We start from the raw sequence: 14,155 nt of genomic DNA on the forward strand, positions 1-14,155 counted from the left end.
GACGGCCTCTTCAAGCACGGCGCCTGGCGTGTTGTTCGACCTGGCTCTGCAGGCGAAACAGGTAAGCGAAACCCTGCTCCCAACGTTGATGCCCGGACTTCACATTGATATGCCCGGCGCCACTCAAAATCGCCGCGTCAGCGCCCCAGTTGCGCGCCAACTCGATGGCACGGGTGGCACTCGCCGCCGAGTCGTTATCGGAACCGACCAACTGGCTGGGAAATGGCAGCGGCTGGCGCGGAATCGGCGCAAACCCTTGCAACGCCGCTGGACAGCCGGGCCGCTCGACATCCGCTGGCGCCACCAGCAGCGCTCCGCGAACCCGGCGCAACAGCTCCGGTGGGGCACTGGCCGCCCAATGCGCGACCGTCACGCAGCCCAGACTGTGGGCAATCAGAATTACCGGCGTGCTCTGCGCGGCGATGCTGCGCTCCAGCTCGGCGACCCACTCCGCCCGTTGCGGGGCGAGCCAATCGGCTTGCTCGACCCGCTGGCTGTTGGGCAGGCTGCGCTGCCAGTGACTTTGCCAATGCTCGTCGGCCGAGCCTTGCCAGCCCGGCACAATCAGATAGCGGATCGACTCGCTGCGCATGGGGATGCCTCCTGCAAAATGGCTGTTTCGGCGGTCAGTATAGGGAGGGCTCATATACTCGTTAAGGAATAAGAAATTATTTAGTTATTCCATAAAAACCGAAACCGGGTTCCTTTTGCACAGCAGCCGAACCTTCCCCGCTCCGTCGATTAGTTGCGCGACCGCCTACCGTCACAGCAACTTTGCAGCTGCTCCAGCAGCCCTGCTGCGAGCCATTCAGGCCGCCGGCCAACACTTCGCCACCGCCCCTTGTCGCGGCACCCGTGCGCTGAATAACGCGCGCTGAACGCTGCGCAAACCTAACCTTCGATACAGTTATATAAAAATTCTTAAATAGTATTTTTAAGAATATTACGCCTCACCCTACTATCCGCTCCACGCCCACTGACCCCGACGCGTCAGGGGCGCTTTTCCAAGGAGCAGATTGATGAGCGCATCCCTTCGAAGCATTGAAGGCCAGGACGAAGCCGGCATCCTGCGCGAGGTCCAAAGTGCCCTGCTGGGCCTGCGGTTTGGCTCGGTGGAGATCACCGTACATAACGGCCAGGTCGTGCAGATCGAACGTAAGGAAAAATTCCGCCTGCAGCAGCCCGCCGGCAAGCAAGCTTGATTTGAACCAACCAGGGCAGGCTCGACTGGACTACCGGAGGGCATGGGAATGAACGCGAACATTACGAGCAGCACGCACATGAACAGCCACCGGTATTGCCGTTGTAGCCCGCGAATGCGGATCGGAACCCCATAAGAAACTCAGCACCAACACTTGAACAAAATTGAATCTTTAGGAGTTACACCATGTCCATTCGCCGTTTTGCCCTGGCAGCCCTGGCCAGCGCCCTGATCGCCGGCCCAGCCGTTGCGGCCACCGAGATCCTCAACGTGTCCTACGACCCGACGCGTGAGCTGTACCAAGAGTACAACGCTGAATTCAACAAATACTGGCAAGCCCAGGGCCACGAAGCCGTCACCGTGCAACAGTCCCACGGCGGCTCGGGCAAACAGGCACGGGCGGTGATCGACGGCCTGCGTGCCGACGTCGTGACCCTGGCGCTGGCCGGTGATATCGACGAGTTGAACAAGCTTGGCAAACTGATCCCGGCCGATTGGCAATCGCGTCTGCCAAACGCCAGCACCCCGTACACTTCGACCATCGTGTTCCTGGTTCGCAAGGGCAACCCGAAAGGCATCAAGGACTGGGATGACCTGACCAAAGCCGGCGTCGAAGTCATCACGCCGAACCCGAAAACCTCCGGCGGCGCACGCTGGAACTTCCTTGCCGCCTGGGCCTACGGCCTGCAGAAATACGGCAGCGAAGCCAAGGCCCAAGACTACGTGCAGAAGCTCTACAAGAACGTCCCGGTCCTCGACACTGGCGCCCGTGGTTCGACCATCACCTTCGTCAACAACAACATCGGCGACGTGCTGCTGGCCTGGGAAAACGAGGCCTTCCTAGCGCTCAAGGAGCAGGGTGGCGAGAACTTCGAAATCGTCGCACCATCGCTGTCGATCCTGGCCGAACCGCCGGTTGCCGTCGTCGACAAGAACGTCGACAAGAAAGGCACCCGCGACGTGGCGGAAGCTTATCTGAAACACCTGTACAGCCCTGAAGCCCAACGCATCGCTGCGAAGAACTTCTACCGCCCACGGGATGAAAAAGTTGCCGCAGAGTTTGCCAAGCAATTCCCGACGCTGAAGCTGGTTACTATCGACAAAGACTTCAACGGTTGGAAAACTGCACAGCCGAAATTCTTTAACGACGGCGGCATCTTCGACAAGATTTACCAAGCGCAATAAGCGCTAAACGACAGGCCCCGGCTCTTACCGAAAAGAGTCGGGGCTCTGTGCTGTAGTAAGCACTGACACAACAGACCAATCCCCGTGTAGTCGGAAACAATGGTTTGGTTCAGGGCCCCAGAAGCATCAGTAGCCGCGGATTGGCACCGGGCTGCAACCGTTAACAAGGACTTCTATGTCTCGCCGTATCTCCCCCGTCATACCCGGCTTCGGGCTGACGCTGGGTTACACCCTGGTGTACCTCAGTTTGATTGTGCTGATTCCGCTAGCCGCCATGTTCTTGAAAACCAGCCAGCTCAGCTGGGATCAATTCTGGGCCATCATTTCCGCACCGCGGGTACTTGCCGCCCTGAAGCTCAGCTTCGGCACGGCGCTGGCCGCCGCCATCCTCAACGGCGTTATCGGCACCCTGCTGGCCTGGGTGTTGGTGCGCTATGAGTTCCCCGGGCGCAAAATCATCGACGCGATGATCGACCTGCCGTTCGCCCTGCCGACCGCCGTGGCCGGTATCGCGCTGACCGCGCTGTATGCCCCGGCCGGCCTGATCGGCCAGTTCGCCACCGACCTCGGCTTCAAAATCGCCTTTACCCCATTGGGCATCACCCTGGCACTGACCTTCGTCACGCTGCCTTTTGTGGTGCGGACGGTGCAGCCGGTGCTGGCCGATATCCCGCGCGAGGTCGAAGAAGCCGCCGCCTGTCTCGGCGCCAAACCCTTGCAGGTGTTCCGCCATGTGCTCGTGCCAGCCTTGCTGCCAGCCTGGCTGACCGGCTTCGCGCTGGCCTTTGCCCGTGGCGTCGGGGAGTACGGTTCGGTGATTTTCATCGCCGGCAACATGCCGATGAAAACCGAGATTCTGCCGCTGCTGATCATGGTCAAACTCGACCAATACGATTACACCGGCGCCACCTCCATCGGCGTGCTGATGCTGGTGGTGTCCTTCGTTCTGCTGCTGTTGATCAACCTACTGCAGCGCCGCATCGAAACCCCATAAAAGGAGCGCGACATGTCTACTGCAACGCTAACTGCCGCCTCCTCCGCCAACGCCGCCCGGCGCGGCAATGCCATCGCCCGGCGGGTGCTGATCAGCCTGGCCTGGCTGGTGTTCGGTCTGTTTCTCCTGCTGCCGCTGTTCGTGGTGGTCTCGGAAGGCTTGAAGATGGGCCTTGGACCGTTCTTCACGGCGATCTTCGAACCGGACGCGCTGTCCGCCCTCAAGCTGACGCTGATCGCCGTGGCCATCTCGCTGCCGCTCAACGTCCTGTTCGGCGTCTGCGCCGCCTGGTGCGTGAGCAAGTACGAGTTCCGCGGCAAAAGCATACTGGTGACCCTGATCGACCTGCCGTTCTCGGTGTCACCGGTGATCGCCGGTCTGATCTACGTGCTGCTGTTCGGCGCCCAGGGCTATTTCGGCTCCTGGCTGCAGGACCATGACATCCAGATCGTGTTCGCCGTGCCGGGCATCGTGCTGGCGACCATCTTCGTCACCGTGCCCTTCGTGGCCCGCGAGTTGATCCCGCTGATGCAGGAACAAGGCACCCAGGAAGAGGAAGCCGCACGCCTGCTCGGCGCCAATGGCTGGCAGATGTTCTGGCATGTGACCGTGCCGAACATCAAATGGGGTCTGATCTATGGCGTGGTGCTCTGCACGGCGCGCGCCATGGGCGAGTTCGGCGCGGTGTCGGTGGTCTCCGGGCACATCCGCGGCGTTACCAACACCCTGCCGCTGCACGTCGAAATTCTTTACAACGAATACAACCACGTCGCTGCCTTCAGCGTCGCCAGCCTGCTGTTGATCCTGGCGCTGTTCATCCTGCTGCTCAAGCAGTGGAGCGAAGCCCGTCTAGCCCGCCTACGCCACAGCGGCGCGGAGGAATAAGTTCATGTCCATCGAAATCAGTAACGTCAGCAAACGCTTCAATGCTTTCCAGGCCTTGAACCAGATCAACCTGGACATCCACAGTGGCGAACTGGTCGCCCTGCTCGGCCCGTCCGGCTGCGGCAAGACCACGCTGCTGCGGATCATCGCCGGCCTGGAAACCCCCGACCAGGGCAACATCGTCTTTCACGGCGAGGACGTATCCGGGCACGACGTGCGTGATCGCAACGTCGGCTTCGTGTTTCAGCATTACGCGCTGTTCCGCCACATGACGGTGTTCGACAACGTCGCCTTCGGCCTGCGTATGAAAGCCAAGCACGAGCGCCCGAACGAAACGCAGATTGCCGAAAAGGTCCACGAACTGCTGAGCATGGTCCAACTCGACTGGCTTGCCGACCGCTACCCGGAGCAGCTCTCCGGCGGCCAGCGCCAGCGTATCGCCCTGGCCCGCGCCTTGGCGGTGGAACCCAAGGTGCTACTGCTCGATGAACCCTTCGGTGCGCTGGATGCCAAGGTACGCAAGGAGCTGCGCCGCTGGCTGGCGCGCCTGCACGAAGACATCAACCTGACCTCGGTGTTCGTGACCCATGACCAGGAAGAAGCGATGGAAGTCGCCGACCGTATCGTGGTGATGAACAAGGGCGTGATCGAGCAAATCGGCTCGCCGGGCGAGGTCTATGAGAACCCGGCCAGCGATTTCGTCTATCACTTCCTCGGCGACTCCAACCGTCTGCACATGGGCGACGATCATCATGTGCTGTTCCGCCCGCATGAAGTCTCGTTGTCGCGTACCGCCGTGGAAGGCCATCAGCCCGCTGAAGTCCGCGATATCCGCCCGCTGGGTGCGATCACCCGGGTGACCCTCAAGGTCGCTGGGCAAGATGAGCCGATCGAAGCGGAAGTGGTCAAGGATCATGACAGCCTGACTGGCCTGGTTCGCGGTGAAACCCTGTACTTCAAACCCAAGGTCTGGCAGTCGCAAGCCGGTCTCTAAGTCCGCGTGGCCGGCCTTGAACGCCGGCCAGGGCAAACTATGCTCAGCGCAAGGCGCTGCAGAGCGCCGCCCGCCCTCGCCGCGGCCGGGGCAGCCCTCCTTGAGCAAGGAAGTTCACCGCCATGAGCCTTTTCCGCCGCTGCCTGCTGGTTCTGCTGTTGAGCCTGGCGCAAGCCCAGGCAGAAGATCAGGCCGTCGCTCCGGTACGCGTCGGCTTCCTGGAATTCCCGCCCTACTCTTACCTGGACACGCTCGGCAGTCCCGCCGGCTCGATGATCGACTTTGCCGAACGGCTGTTCGAATTGGCCGGGCTGCCAGTCGAAATGACCCCCTACCCACCTGCCCGCCTGTACAAGAACCTGCAGGACGGCTCGACCGAGGTCACCCTCGGCGCCGTGGGCAACCCGATGCTGCGCGAACACACGCTGAACGGCAGCGAGGTGATCGGCTCGCTCGACCTCAACCTTTACTACCCCGCCGGCCAGGCGCCCCCACAGCTCCCTCAGGACCTCATCGGCAAACGCCTGCTGCTGATCCACGGCTTCACCTACTGGGCCCCGGAGGCCCGGAAGCTCCTGGAAGACCAGAGCCTGGGGTTGATTCTGCAAACCACCCACCGCCACCTGGCGGCCATCGAAATGCTCGACAAGCGGCGCACCGATTACCTCCTCGACTATCAAATGCCGGTCGAAGAAGCCCTGCAGCAAAGCCAGCGCCCGGCGTTGCCAGCCCTGACCCTACATAGCCTGCCGCTGGGGCTAATCTTCTCGCGCCACTCCATGCGCAGCGAGCTGCTGCGCCAACGCCTGGAGGGCGCCTACCAACAGCTCAAGGACAGCGGTGAGCTGCAAGAGTGGCGGCGGGCCATGCGCCTGCATAGCGGCGGCCCGCGTATCGGGACAACCGCCCTTAGCACCAACCCAACGCCATGATCGCCATTCATTCGCTGCGTAAATCAACCTTTCGGGTTATTTTCGTCAGCCTCAGGCAGGGTACGCTTGCACTGCGGTTAGGCTTGCACTTTCCCCGGCCCTACTGTTCACAACAACAATAATAAGGAGCACCTTGGCATGCGCTGTAAGCCTTTGGTTCGCAACATACTCATCTGGGCGTTTGGGCTACTGGCGAGCCTCGCGCTGCCGACCGCTGCTGAAGCCCTGACACCCCAAGAACAGATGCAAATCTATGCCTGCCGTGCCACCAGCAGTCTGCTGCTGTATCGCGGCGAAGGCTTCCAGGCCAGTTATGCCCAGCGCGTGGATACCGACCTCGCCGCATTGGCGGCGGCGCTGCAGAGTAGCCAGCAGGTGAGTGACGAGTTGCGCAAAACCCACCAGGAGCTTGTTACCCAGATTCGCCGCGGTGTTTCCTTCGGCCCCAATGAAGAAGATGTGCCTTGGGCCTATCAGAGAGAGCTGGGTAAAGCGCTGCGCGACTTCCTGCTGAGCGCCCATGCCCTGACCGGCAACACCGCGAAGGACGAATTGCCGGTCAAGATCGAATACCTGTCCGTGCAGTACCTGTTTCGCTCGTACATCGGCAGCTTCGAACTCGCCCGCGAGCACAGTGAGCAGTACCAAGGCCAGGATGAGCGGGCGCTAGTGCCTGACATCGATATTCAACTCGTCGAGTTGAACGACAAAGACAATCCAGCGATCGGCAAAATCAAAACCCGCTGGGGCTACCTGAAAGTCGCCCTCAACGACATGAACAGTGGTGTCACCGCCATGACCAGCAGCTCTGGTCGCCCTTTTGCACCGATCATGGTGGATCGCCACACGCGCACCCTGACCGAGCAATTGATGAGCTTGAACTAAGCCACCTCGCGTCTAATGCCGATAGCGTAGGGTGGGCTTCAGCCCACCACGTCCCCCGTATCGGTGGGCTAAAGCCCACCCTACTCCTGTCAGATCAGGGCTTTCTTGGCGCGGATGCAGGTGGGGCCGGCGCGCTCTTCCACAGCCTGACGAACCTCATCGCGCAGGCCGAGCAGAAACGCCAGTTCGGCGACCACAAACAGCGGACCGACCATCAGCCCCATCACATCATCGACAAAAGCTGGCTTACGGCCTTCGTAGTAATGACCGATGAACTGGATGATCCAGCCGACCACGAACAGGCCAAGACCGGCGCTCAGCCAGACCATCGTCGATTGCATGGCCAGCGCCTGGCCGCCCCACAGGCTGAGCCCGAGCAGCACCGTCATCAGCAGACCAAAACGCAGGTCCAGCCGCAGGTAAAACACCGCAGAAGCCAGCGCGGCGAGCGTTGCCGGTGACCACCACAGACCTAGCGCAGACAGCCCGGGGCGCGACAGCAACGCAGTGACGGCAAAGGCGATCAGCGGCACGCCGATGAAGTGGCTGAAAATATTCCGGCGGTCGCGATGATAGGCCGCGTATTGGCCAAGGTGATCGACCAGGGTTTTCATGCTGCTACTCCTGAAGTTGGGCTGACCAGATAATGCCGCGCAGCTAACCTCTAGCTCTGTCAGCTAGCCGACAAACCCTTGGAAAAACCATGAATGATGCCCTGCGATATCGCCAGCGCCTGCTCAGCGGTCATTGGTTCAACGCCCTGCCCGCCAGCCTCCAGGAGGCGCTGCTGGGTGCTGCCCAAGTGCGTCGCTTGGAGGCCGGACAGTGTTTGTTCAGTCGGGGCGACCAACCCTGCGGTTTGTATGCGGTGGTGGAGGGCGCAATCCGCATTGGCGCGGTCAGCGCAAGCGGTAAGGAGGCGTTGCTGACCCTGGTCGAGCCGCCTTACTGGTTCGGCGAGATTTCCCTGTTCGACGGCCAACCGCGCACCCATGACGCCTTTGCCGAAGGGTCGGTAACCCTGCTGCAAGTGCCGCAAGCGGCGCTGCTCAGCCTGCTCGAACGCGAACCGCGACACTGGCGCGACTTCGCCCTGCTGATGAGCCAGAAGTTGCGCCTGGCCTTTATCGCCCTGGAAGAGATCAGCCTGCTACCCGCCGCGCCGCGTCTGGCTCGGCGCCTGTTGATGATTGCGGAGAATTACGGCGAGGGCGGACCGCGACGGGTGATCCACCTGGCCCAAGAGCAACTGGCGCTAATGCTGGCGATTTCGCGGCAGACCACCAACCAGATCCTCAAGGAACTGCAAGCCCAGGGCATCCTCCGCCTGACTTACGGCGAGATCGAAATCCTCGACCTCGACCGGCTGCGTCAGGCCACTCAGCAACAGTAAATGCGACGCGCTGACCTGTAGGAGCGAGCTCTGCTCGCGATCCCTGCCAACACCGAAACCCTGATCGCCAGCAGAGCTGGCTCCTACAGCCATATGGCATCCCATAAGGGATAGTCGCCAATGCGCTCGACCAAGCCAGCTCGCAGAGGATTGGCAACCACATAGCGAGCCAGCGTTTTGAGGCTCTCCTCGCGCCGCACCGCATGATCGTGATAGCCCTTCTGCCAAATTTTCCCCTGAGTCTGACGAACAGTATTTATCGCCTTGGCGCTACGCGATTTGACTCGCTGCATCAAACCATCGAGGGACGCTCCCTCAAGCTCGACCAGCCAATGCAGATGATCGGGCATCACTACCCAGGCCAGAGAACGCGCCAATGCCAAGTCCTCGGCTAAACGCAGTTCATGCGCAACCAAGCGGCCGAGGCGCCAGTCGGCGAACAAACATTGGCGGTTATGCACAACGGCCGTCAGCAGATAAATACGGCCTGCTTCGGAGAAACGGCCAGCACGCAGGCGGTTACCCTGCGGCAAAGCGGTGACTGGCATTCCTTTGCCCCTGTATTTTTTTAAAGGCCAATCGCGAGCAGAGCTCGCTCCTACAAGGTTTAGTCGCGCGACTTTCCATTGTAGGAGCGAGCGCTGCTCGCGATCCCTGCCAACACTGAAGCCGGATGACCTAACCCGGCAAGCGATGGCGCCGCATAAAGCTGCGATCGAGATAATCCTTCCACCAGCCGCATAAACGCCCACCGGCGCTCCACTCGCGCCAACTCAGCAGCGCGCCGCCGTCGCCGGTGGCGAGCAGGGCCAGGCTTTGCCGCTGCGGGCGATACTGGCGCAGCGGCGCAGTGCGTAAAACGGCCTGTAGATTCGCCGCCAGCACCGGACCCTGGCGCACCGCGTAGACCCCACTTTTGTACGCGCCAGCCAGGCTGGCGCAGTCACCTACGGCGAATATCTGTGGATGGGACTGGCTCTGCAAACTCGCGCTAATTTGCACGAAGCCCGCCGGATCGCAGGCCAGCCCGCTCTGCGCCAACCAGGGCAGGGCCGTGGCGCCAGTCGCCAGCAGCAGCCGCGAGCCGTGCCAAACTGGCTCGGCGCCGCTCAACAAGCAGTCCTCATCGATAGCGCTGATCGGGCAATCCTCGCGCACCAGCACCTTTCGCAAACGCAGATGGCCGAGGGCGCGCAGGCGCAAACCCGGCGCATGCTCGGCGAGTAACGGCCCGGCGCTGAACAGCGTCAGCTCCGACACCTGCCCGGCCAAGGCCAACGCCAGCTCGACTCCGGCCGCGCCGCCGCCAAGAATCGCCAGCCGTTGAGGGGCGGCTTGCCAGGCTTGCCAGCCGGCGACAAAGCCGGCGAAGGGTTTCACCGGCAACAGCTGCAGCTCGCTGCCCCGCTGTGGCGGGCCGACCACCTGGCCACCGACATTCAGCGACAGCCAGCTCGCACTCAGTTGACGACCATCGGTCAGCGTCAGTTTCCGCTGCCGGGCCGCCAGCGCCTGCACCTCGCCGTCCAACAACTCGACCCCAGCAGCGCGACACAAGGGCGCGAGTTCGATCTGGCACTCTTGCGCGCGATACCGCCCCGCCAGCAGCCCCGGCAACATCCCTGAATACCAGGCTGCCGGCCCGGCGTTGAGCAGGCCAATCCGCCCCGGTGGCCGCGCGCCACCGGCCCAACGACGGAGTACGCCAAGATGCGCGTGACCGGCGCCGACCAGCAGTACATCGAAGGGCTTCATCCGCGCGTCAGGCCTTCGCGGTATTGGCTCGGCGCCAGCCCGGTCCAGCGCTTGAAGGCGCGGCTGAAACTGCTGCTATCGGCAAAGCCGAGCAGGTAGGCGATCTCGCTGATCGAGCAATGCGGGTCGCGCATGTGCTGCAGGGCCAAGCTCTGGCGAGTCTCGCCGAGCAGGCTTTCATAGCGGCAACCTTCATCCGCCAGATGCCGTTGCAGGCTGCGCAAACTCAGGTGCAGAGCCTGGGCAATGCGCTCGGCGGAGGGTTCGCCATTCGGCAGTTGAGCTTCCAGGCAGGCACGCACCCGGCGTTTCCAAGTCAACGGTTGCAGTTGTTCGAGGGTGCGCTTGAGTACCGTCTCGTTGTGCTCGGCGAGCTCCGGGTTGCCATCCTCGAGAGGGCTGTCGAAGGGTTCGCGGGCGAACTGCAGGAGATTTTCCTCGGCGCCAAAGAACACCGGCGCACGCAATACCTCATGCCACGGCTGCGGATCCGCCGGCGCGGGACGGCGCAGGTACACCGCCAGCGGCGCGAAGTCACGGCCGAGCCGGTTGCGGCAGGTGCGCACATAGATCGAAACAAAGGCGTCCACTGCCTCGGCCGCCGGCGCCGGGCTGTCCGGCGGTACGCGCAGGCGGAACTCGTAACGCTCGCCAACCAGCTTCAGCTCCAGCGTCAAGGCGTCACTGACGACCTGGTGATAACGCACGATGCGCTCGAACACCTCGCGCAGGCTGCCGCTGGCCACCAGGGCATAACCCAGGGCGTGAAAGGTGGTCGGGCCGACAAAGCGCGAGACCCGCAAACCCAGCGCCGGATCACCACTGGCGGCGACCGCCAACTGCCACAAGCGGGTGGTCGCAGACAGCGGGTAACGCGCATTCGGGTGTTCCATCAACGCCGGGTCGAGCCCCGCCTCGCGACACAACGCCGCGCTGTCGAGGCCCAAGGCGTCGAGCTGCTTGCGCAGGGCACGGGTCCAACTGGCCAGGGTAGTGGGTTCAGCAGTCATGCAGATTGGCGCATCCGGTCAACAGGTTGGCGTTCGCGGCCGGGCCGCGCGCGCGGCAGCACGGCACAGTACAGGCTGTGTGAAAACGTAGCGAGCGAAGGTTAGACAAGGCAAAAACAGGCGAGAAAGCGCAATTTACGTGGTGTAAATGAGCATTTTGAGCCTGTTTTTAACGCCGTAAAACCGAGCGCAGTAGTTTTCACACAGCCTGAGTAGGCTCACGTTAACTAGAGGATGTAAGCATGTCCCACTCTCCTGCAAGCCCCGCGAGCCAGAATGCACAGCAGCGTGCCGCGCATATTCGTGAAGTAGTGATGGCCCATGGCGTCGAACTGCGCCAGCGCTTCCCGCTTCTGCAGCATCAGGACGCCCTCGGCGCCGGCATCCTGGCCTTCGCCCTGGCCGGCATGCTCGGTAGCGCCGCACTCTATGTCAGCGGGCATATGGCCTGGTGGGTCTGCCTGCTGTTGAATGCCTTCTTCGCCTCGCTGACCCACGAACTGGAGCACGACCTGATCCACTCGATGTACTTCCGCAAGCAACGCGTGCCGCACAACCTGATGATGGCGCTGGTATGGCTGGCGCGGCCAAGCACTATCAACCCCTGGGTTCGTCGCCATCTGCACCTCAATCATCACAAGGTTTCCGGCACCGAGACCGACCTGGAAGAACGCGCCATCACCAACGGCGAACCCTGGGGCATCGCCCGTCTGCTAATGGTCGGCGACAACATGATGTCGTCCTTTATCCGCTTTCTGCGGGCCAAGACTCGCCAGCACAAATGGTCGATCATCACCCGCACCGCCAAGGTCTATGCGCCGCTGGGCCTGCTCAACTGGGGCACCTGGTATGTGTTCCTGGCCTTCCACGCCAGCAATGGCATCGCCAGCCTGATCGGCGCACCGATCGACTGGTCGGCGAGCACCCTGGAGGTGATGAACATCATCAACATCGCGGTGGTGGTGCTGGTCGGCCCGAACGTACTGCGCACCTTCTGCCTGCACTTCGTCAGCTCGAACATGCACTACTACGGCGACATCGAGGCGGGTAACGTGCTGCAGCAATGCCAGGTGCTCAACCCCTGGTGGCTGTGGCCGCTGCAGGCGTTCTGCTTCAACTTCGGCAGCAGCCATGCGATCCACCACTTCGTGGTCAAGGAACCCTTCTACATCCGTCAGCTCACGGTGCCCTTCGCCCACAAGGTGATGCGTGAAATGGGTGTGCGCTTCAACGATTTCGGCACCTTTACCCGCGCCAACCGCTGGACTCGCGCTGAGCGTACAGAGCCCGCGCAGCAGCCCCAAACGGCCTGACAGCCAACCGCGGCGCTACGGCGCCGCGTCTCTTTCCCCTCGCGTTACCGTACGAGCCTATGAATATCCTGATCGTCCACGCCCACCCGGAGCCGCAGTCGTTCTGCAGCGCCATGAAAGACCTCGCGGTCGCAACCCTCAGTGACGCCGGCCACAGCGTGCAGGTCTCCGACCTGTATGCGATGAACTGGAACCCGGTGGCCAGCGCCGCCGACTTCAACGAACCCAGCAACCGGGACTATCTGGTCTATGCCCTCGAGCAAAGGCATGCCCACGCCAAGGGCACGCTGGCTGCGGATATCAGCGCCGAGCTGGATAAGCTGCTGGCCGCGGATCTGCTGATCTTCAACTTCCCGATGTTCTGGTGCTCGGTGCCGGCCATCCTCAAGGGCTGGATCGACCGTGTGCTGCTCTCCGGGGTTTGCTATGGCGGCCTGCGCTTCTATGACCGCGGCGGCCTCAGCGGCAAACGCGCGCTACTGAGTTTCACCCTCGGTGCGCAACCCCACATGTTCGCCGACGAGCAGGCCATCCACGGCGAGTTGGAACCAATGCTCCGGCACCTGCAACGCGGCACCCTGGCCTACGCCGGCCTCAGCGTGTTGCCGCCATTCGCGGCCTACCACGTGCCCTACATCACCCCGCAAGCGCGCAGCTCTATACTCGCCGACTACCGCGAGCACCTAGAGCTGTTGGACCGCCTGGAGCCGCTCAACTTCCCGACAATGGCCGGCTTCGACCGCCAACTGAATCCGCTGCCCCGCGAGGAGCTTGTATGAAAACCTGGATCTGTGTGGTCTGCGGGCTGATCTACGACGAAGCCAAGGGTTGGCCCGATGAAGGCATCCCCGCCGGCACCGCCTGGGCCGATGTCGCGGATGACTGGCTCTGCCCTGACTGCGGGGTGAGCAAAGGGGATTTCGAGATGCGGGAAATCTAAGACCACCAGGCCCAACCCACGGGCGACTCAGTGGCTGCGAAAGTTCCAGACGATTTCCACCACCCGCAACGCCAACAGCACGTAAACCAAACACCCCACCGCTTGCAACAGTAGGTGGCGTTTCAAGCGAGCCAGCTTATGCAGACCATCCCAGATGTTCAGCAGGGTGAGCACAGCGGCCAGCCCGATCAGCCCCCAACCCGCCAGGCTCGAGACGAACAGCCCCAGGAACAGCTGCCGAGAATCGTGGAGGGCATCGGTGCCGGCGGCGAACAGCAGGGCGCACATGAGGAAATTGCGCAGGTTGTCAAAGACATCCTTGGCCAGGCCTTGCTCGAGAGCCCGGTTGAAGCGTTGCAGATAATCCCTGGCCATAGGCTCGTCCATGCTGGCAGTGGTCGGTGATCGCCGCGACCAAGATGGCCGAAGCGCTATAGCGACTTTAGCTCAGCCGCGGCGCCAGCCATGGAAATGCTCGCCTCAACTGCGGCAGCTGACGGCGCCGCTAGCGCACCGGGCGATGCGTGAGATGGACGGGCGCGGCAACGACTTCGGCACCTTCGCCCGCGCCAACCGCTGGACCCGCGTCGATCAATCCGCCGCACCGTGCGGGCAAAACGCCTGATCGATACACATAGCACGGCCTGCCGTTGTCCCCGATCCGGCTG

General features: G+C 62.3%; 17 protein-coding genes and 1 pseudogene. 12 read left to right on the forward strand and 6 right to left on the reverse strand.

Annotated features, from left to right (window positions below; all coding sequences use genetic code 11):
• Positions 1 to 10 precede the first annotated feature (10 nt).
• Positions 11 to 592: an alpha/beta hydrolase gene (locus tag D3879_RS04615; protein WP_119952901.1), complete on the reverse strand. Its 582-nt coding sequence runs from the start codon at positions 590 to 592 to the stop codon at positions 11 to 13.
• A 427-nt stretch (positions 593 to 1,019) separates the two neighbouring features.
• Between D3879_RS04615 and oscA the strand changes: the two genes are divergently transcribed.
• The 7 genes from oscA (at position 1,020) to D3879_RS04650 (ending at position 7,076) form a co-directional block, all read left to right on the forward strand.
• Positions 1,020 to 1,202 (forward strand): sulfur starvation response protein OscA, encoded by a 183-nt coding sequence (gene oscA, locus D3879_RS04620; protein WP_119952902.1) that lies wholly within the window; start codon positions 1,020 to 1,022, stop codon positions 1,200 to 1,202.
• Positions 1,203 to 1,387: 185 nt separating this feature from the next.
• Positions 1,388 to 2,386 carry a sulfate ABC transporter substrate-binding protein gene (locus D3879_RS04625; protein ID WP_119952903.1) on the forward strand — a complete coding sequence of 333 codons (999 nt, stop codon included), beginning with the start codon at positions 1,388 to 1,390 and terminating at the stop codon, positions 2,384 to 2,386.
• Positions 2,387 to 2,561: 175 nt separating this feature from the next.
• A complete protein-coding gene (cysT, locus tag D3879_RS04630; RefSeq protein ID WP_119952904.1) occupies positions 2,562 to 3,380 on the forward strand; it encodes a sulfate ABC transporter permease subunit CysT in 819 nt (272 codons plus the stop codon).
• Between the two features lie 12 nt (positions 3,381 to 3,392).
• A complete protein-coding gene (gene cysW / locus D3879_RS04635; protein WP_119952905.1) occupies positions 3,393 to 4,265 on the forward strand; it encodes a sulfate ABC transporter permease subunit CysW in 873 nt (290 codons plus the stop codon).
• Positions 4,266 to 4,269: 4 nt separating this feature from the next.
• Positions 4,270 to 5,259 carry a sulfate/molybdate ABC transporter ATP-binding protein gene (locus tag D3879_RS04640; protein ID WP_119952906.1) on the forward strand — a complete coding sequence of 330 codons (990 nt, stop codon included), beginning with the start codon at positions 4,270 to 4,272 and terminating at the stop codon, positions 5,257 to 5,259.
• Between the two features lie 122 nt (positions 5,260 to 5,381).
• On the forward strand, positions 5,382 to 6,191 hold the full coding sequence (locus tag D3879_RS04645; RefSeq protein ID WP_119952907.1) for a substrate-binding periplasmic protein: 810 nt from the start codon (positions 5,382 to 5,384) through the stop codon (positions 6,189 to 6,191).
• A gap of 138 nt (positions 6,192 to 6,329) precedes the next feature.
• Positions 6,330 to 7,076 (forward strand): hypothetical protein, encoded by a 747-nt coding sequence (locus D3879_RS04650; RefSeq protein WP_119952908.1) that lies wholly within the window; start codon positions 6,330 to 6,332, stop codon positions 7,074 to 7,076.
• Between the two features lie 89 nt (positions 7,077 to 7,165).
• Here the strand turns inward: D3879_RS04650 and D3879_RS04655 are convergent, their stop codons facing one another.
• Positions 7,166 to 7,690 (reverse strand): Mpo1 family 2-hydroxy fatty acid dioxygenase, encoded by a 525-nt coding sequence (locus tag D3879_RS04655; protein ID WP_119952909.1) that lies wholly within the window; start codon positions 7,688 to 7,690, stop codon positions 7,166 to 7,168.
• 89 nt (positions 7,691 to 7,779) lie between these two features.
• Between D3879_RS04655 and D3879_RS04660 the strand changes: the two genes are divergently transcribed.
• Entirely contained in the window at positions 7,780 to 8,469 is a 690-nt protein-coding gene (locus tag D3879_RS04660) for a Crp/Fnr family transcriptional regulator (RefSeq protein ID WP_119952910.1), read from the forward strand.
• A gap of 83 nt (positions 8,470 to 8,552) precedes the next feature.
• Here the strand turns inward: D3879_RS04660 and D3879_RS04665 are convergent, their stop codons facing one another.
• From D3879_RS04665 to D3879_RS04675, 3 genes are all read right to left on the reverse strand, one after another.
• Entirely contained in the window at positions 8,553 to 9,017 is a 465-nt protein-coding gene (locus tag D3879_RS04665) for an REP-associated tyrosine transposase (protein WP_119952911.1), read from the reverse strand.
• A gap of 130 nt (positions 9,018 to 9,147) precedes the next feature.
• The gene (locus D3879_RS04670; RefSeq protein WP_119952912.1) at positions 9,148 to 10,224 is read right to left on the reverse strand and encodes an FAD-dependent oxidoreductase; all 1,077 of its coding nucleotides are present in this window, start codon (positions 10,222 to 10,224) and stop codon (positions 9,148 to 9,150) included.
• On the reverse strand, positions 10,221 to 11,234 hold the full coding sequence (locus tag D3879_RS04675; protein WP_119952913.1) for an AraC family transcriptional regulator: 1,014 nt from the start codon (positions 11,232 to 11,234) through the stop codon (positions 10,221 to 10,223). Before D3879_RS04675 ends, D3879_RS04670 begins: the two co-directional genes overlap by 4 nt.
• A gap of 242 nt (positions 11,235 to 11,476) precedes the next feature.
• Here D3879_RS04675 and D3879_RS04680 point away from each other — a divergent pair, with 242 nt between their 5' ends.
• From D3879_RS04680 to D3879_RS04690, 3 genes are read left to right on the forward strand one after another with little or no spacing between them, the layout of a single operon-like run.
• The gene (locus tag D3879_RS04680; protein WP_119952914.1) at positions 11,477 to 12,547 is read left to right on the forward strand and encodes a fatty acid desaturase; all 1,071 of its coding nucleotides are present in this window, start codon (positions 11,477 to 11,479) and stop codon (positions 12,545 to 12,547) included.
• A 59-nt stretch (positions 12,548 to 12,606) separates the two neighbouring features.
• Entirely contained in the window at positions 12,607 to 13,326 is a 720-nt protein-coding gene (locus D3879_RS04685; protein WP_119952915.1) for an NAD(P)H-dependent oxidoreductase, read from the forward strand.
• A complete protein-coding gene (locus D3879_RS04690; protein WP_119952916.1) occupies positions 13,323 to 13,487 on the forward strand; it encodes a rubredoxin in 165 nt (54 codons plus the stop codon). Before D3879_RS04685 ends, D3879_RS04690 begins: the two co-directional genes overlap by 4 nt.
• 27 nt (positions 13,488 to 13,514) lie before the next feature.
• Here D3879_RS04690 and D3879_RS04695 read toward each other — a convergent pair whose 3' ends face one another.
• The gene (locus D3879_RS04695) at positions 13,515 to 13,862 is read right to left on the reverse strand and encodes a hypothetical protein (protein ID WP_119952917.1); all 348 of its coding nucleotides are present in this window, start codon (positions 13,860 to 13,862) and stop codon (positions 13,515 to 13,517) included.
• 109 nt (positions 13,863 to 13,971) lie between these two features.
• Between D3879_RS04695 and D3879_RS04700 the strand changes: the two are divergent.
• A pseudogene (locus D3879_RS04700) lies at positions 13,972 to 14,112 on the forward strand (fatty acid desaturase); the annotation flags it as partial.
• Positions 14,113 to 14,155 lie beyond the last annotated feature (43 nt).

Source organism: Pseudomonas cavernicola, from assembly GCF_003596405.1.
Classification (GTDB): Bacteria; Pseudomonadota; Gammaproteobacteria; order Pseudomonadales; family Pseudomonadaceae; genus Aquipseudomonas; species Aquipseudomonas cavernicola.

Bases quoted from the DNA above. Each gene is read 5' to 3' on its own strand.
- D3879_RS04615 (WP_119952901.1), bottom strand. From the start codon at position 592: ATGCGCAGCGAGTCGATCCGCTATCTGATTGTGCCGGGCTGGCAAGGC.
- oscA (WP_119952902.1), top strand. From the start codon at position 1,020: ATGAGCGCATCCCTTCGAAGCATTGAAGGCCAGGACGAAGCCGGCATC.
- D3879_RS04625 (WP_119952903.1), top strand. From the start codon at position 1,388: ATGTCCATTCGCCGTTTTGCCCTGGCAGCCCTGGCCAGCGCCCTGATC.
- cysT (WP_119952904.1), top strand. From the start codon at position 2,562: ATGTCTCGCCGTATCTCCCCCGTCATACCCGGCTTCGGGCTGACGCTG.
- cysW (WP_119952905.1), top strand. From the start codon at position 3,393: ATGTCTACTGCAACGCTAACTGCCGCCTCCTCCGCCAACGCCGCCCGG.
- D3879_RS04640 (WP_119952906.1), top strand. From the start codon at position 4,270: ATGTCCATCGAAATCAGTAACGTCAGCAAACGCTTCAATGCTTTCCAG.
- D3879_RS04645 (WP_119952907.1), top strand. From the start codon at position 5,382: ATGAGCCTTTTCCGCCGCTGCCTGCTGGTTCTGCTGTTGAGCCTGGCG.
- D3879_RS04650 (WP_119952908.1), top strand. From the start codon at position 6,330: ATGCGCTGTAAGCCTTTGGTTCGCAACATACTCATCTGGGCGTTTGGG.
- D3879_RS04655 (WP_119952909.1), bottom strand. From the start codon at position 7,690: ATGAAAACCCTGGTCGATCACCTTGGCCAATACGCGGCCTATCATCGC.
- D3879_RS04660 (WP_119952910.1), top strand. From the start codon at position 7,780: ATGAATGATGCCCTGCGATATCGCCAGCGCCTGCTCAGCGGTCATTGG.
- D3879_RS04665 (WP_119952911.1), bottom strand. From the start codon at position 9,017: ATGCCAGTCACCGCTTTGCCGCAGGGTAACCGCCTGCGTGCTGGCCGT.
- D3879_RS04670 (WP_119952912.1), bottom strand. From the start codon at position 10,224: ATGAAGCCCTTCGATGTACTGCTGGTCGGCGCCGGTCACGCGCATCTT.
- D3879_RS04675 (WP_119952913.1), bottom strand. From the start codon at position 11,234: ATGACTGCTGAACCCACTACCCTGGCCAGTTGGACCCGTGCCCTGCGC.
- D3879_RS04680 (WP_119952914.1), top strand. From the start codon at position 11,477: ATGTCCCACTCTCCTGCAAGCCCCGCGAGCCAGAATGCACAGCAGCGT.
- D3879_RS04685 (WP_119952915.1), top strand. From the start codon at position 12,607: ATGAATATCCTGATCGTCCACGCCCACCCGGAGCCGCAGTCGTTCTGC.
- D3879_RS04690 (WP_119952916.1), top strand. From the start codon at position 13,323: ATGAAAACCTGGATCTGTGTGGTCTGCGGGCTGATCTACGACGAAGCC.
- D3879_RS04695 (WP_119952917.1), bottom strand. From the start codon at position 13,862: ATGGCCAGGGATTATCTGCAACGCTTCAACCGGGCTCTCGAGCAAGGC.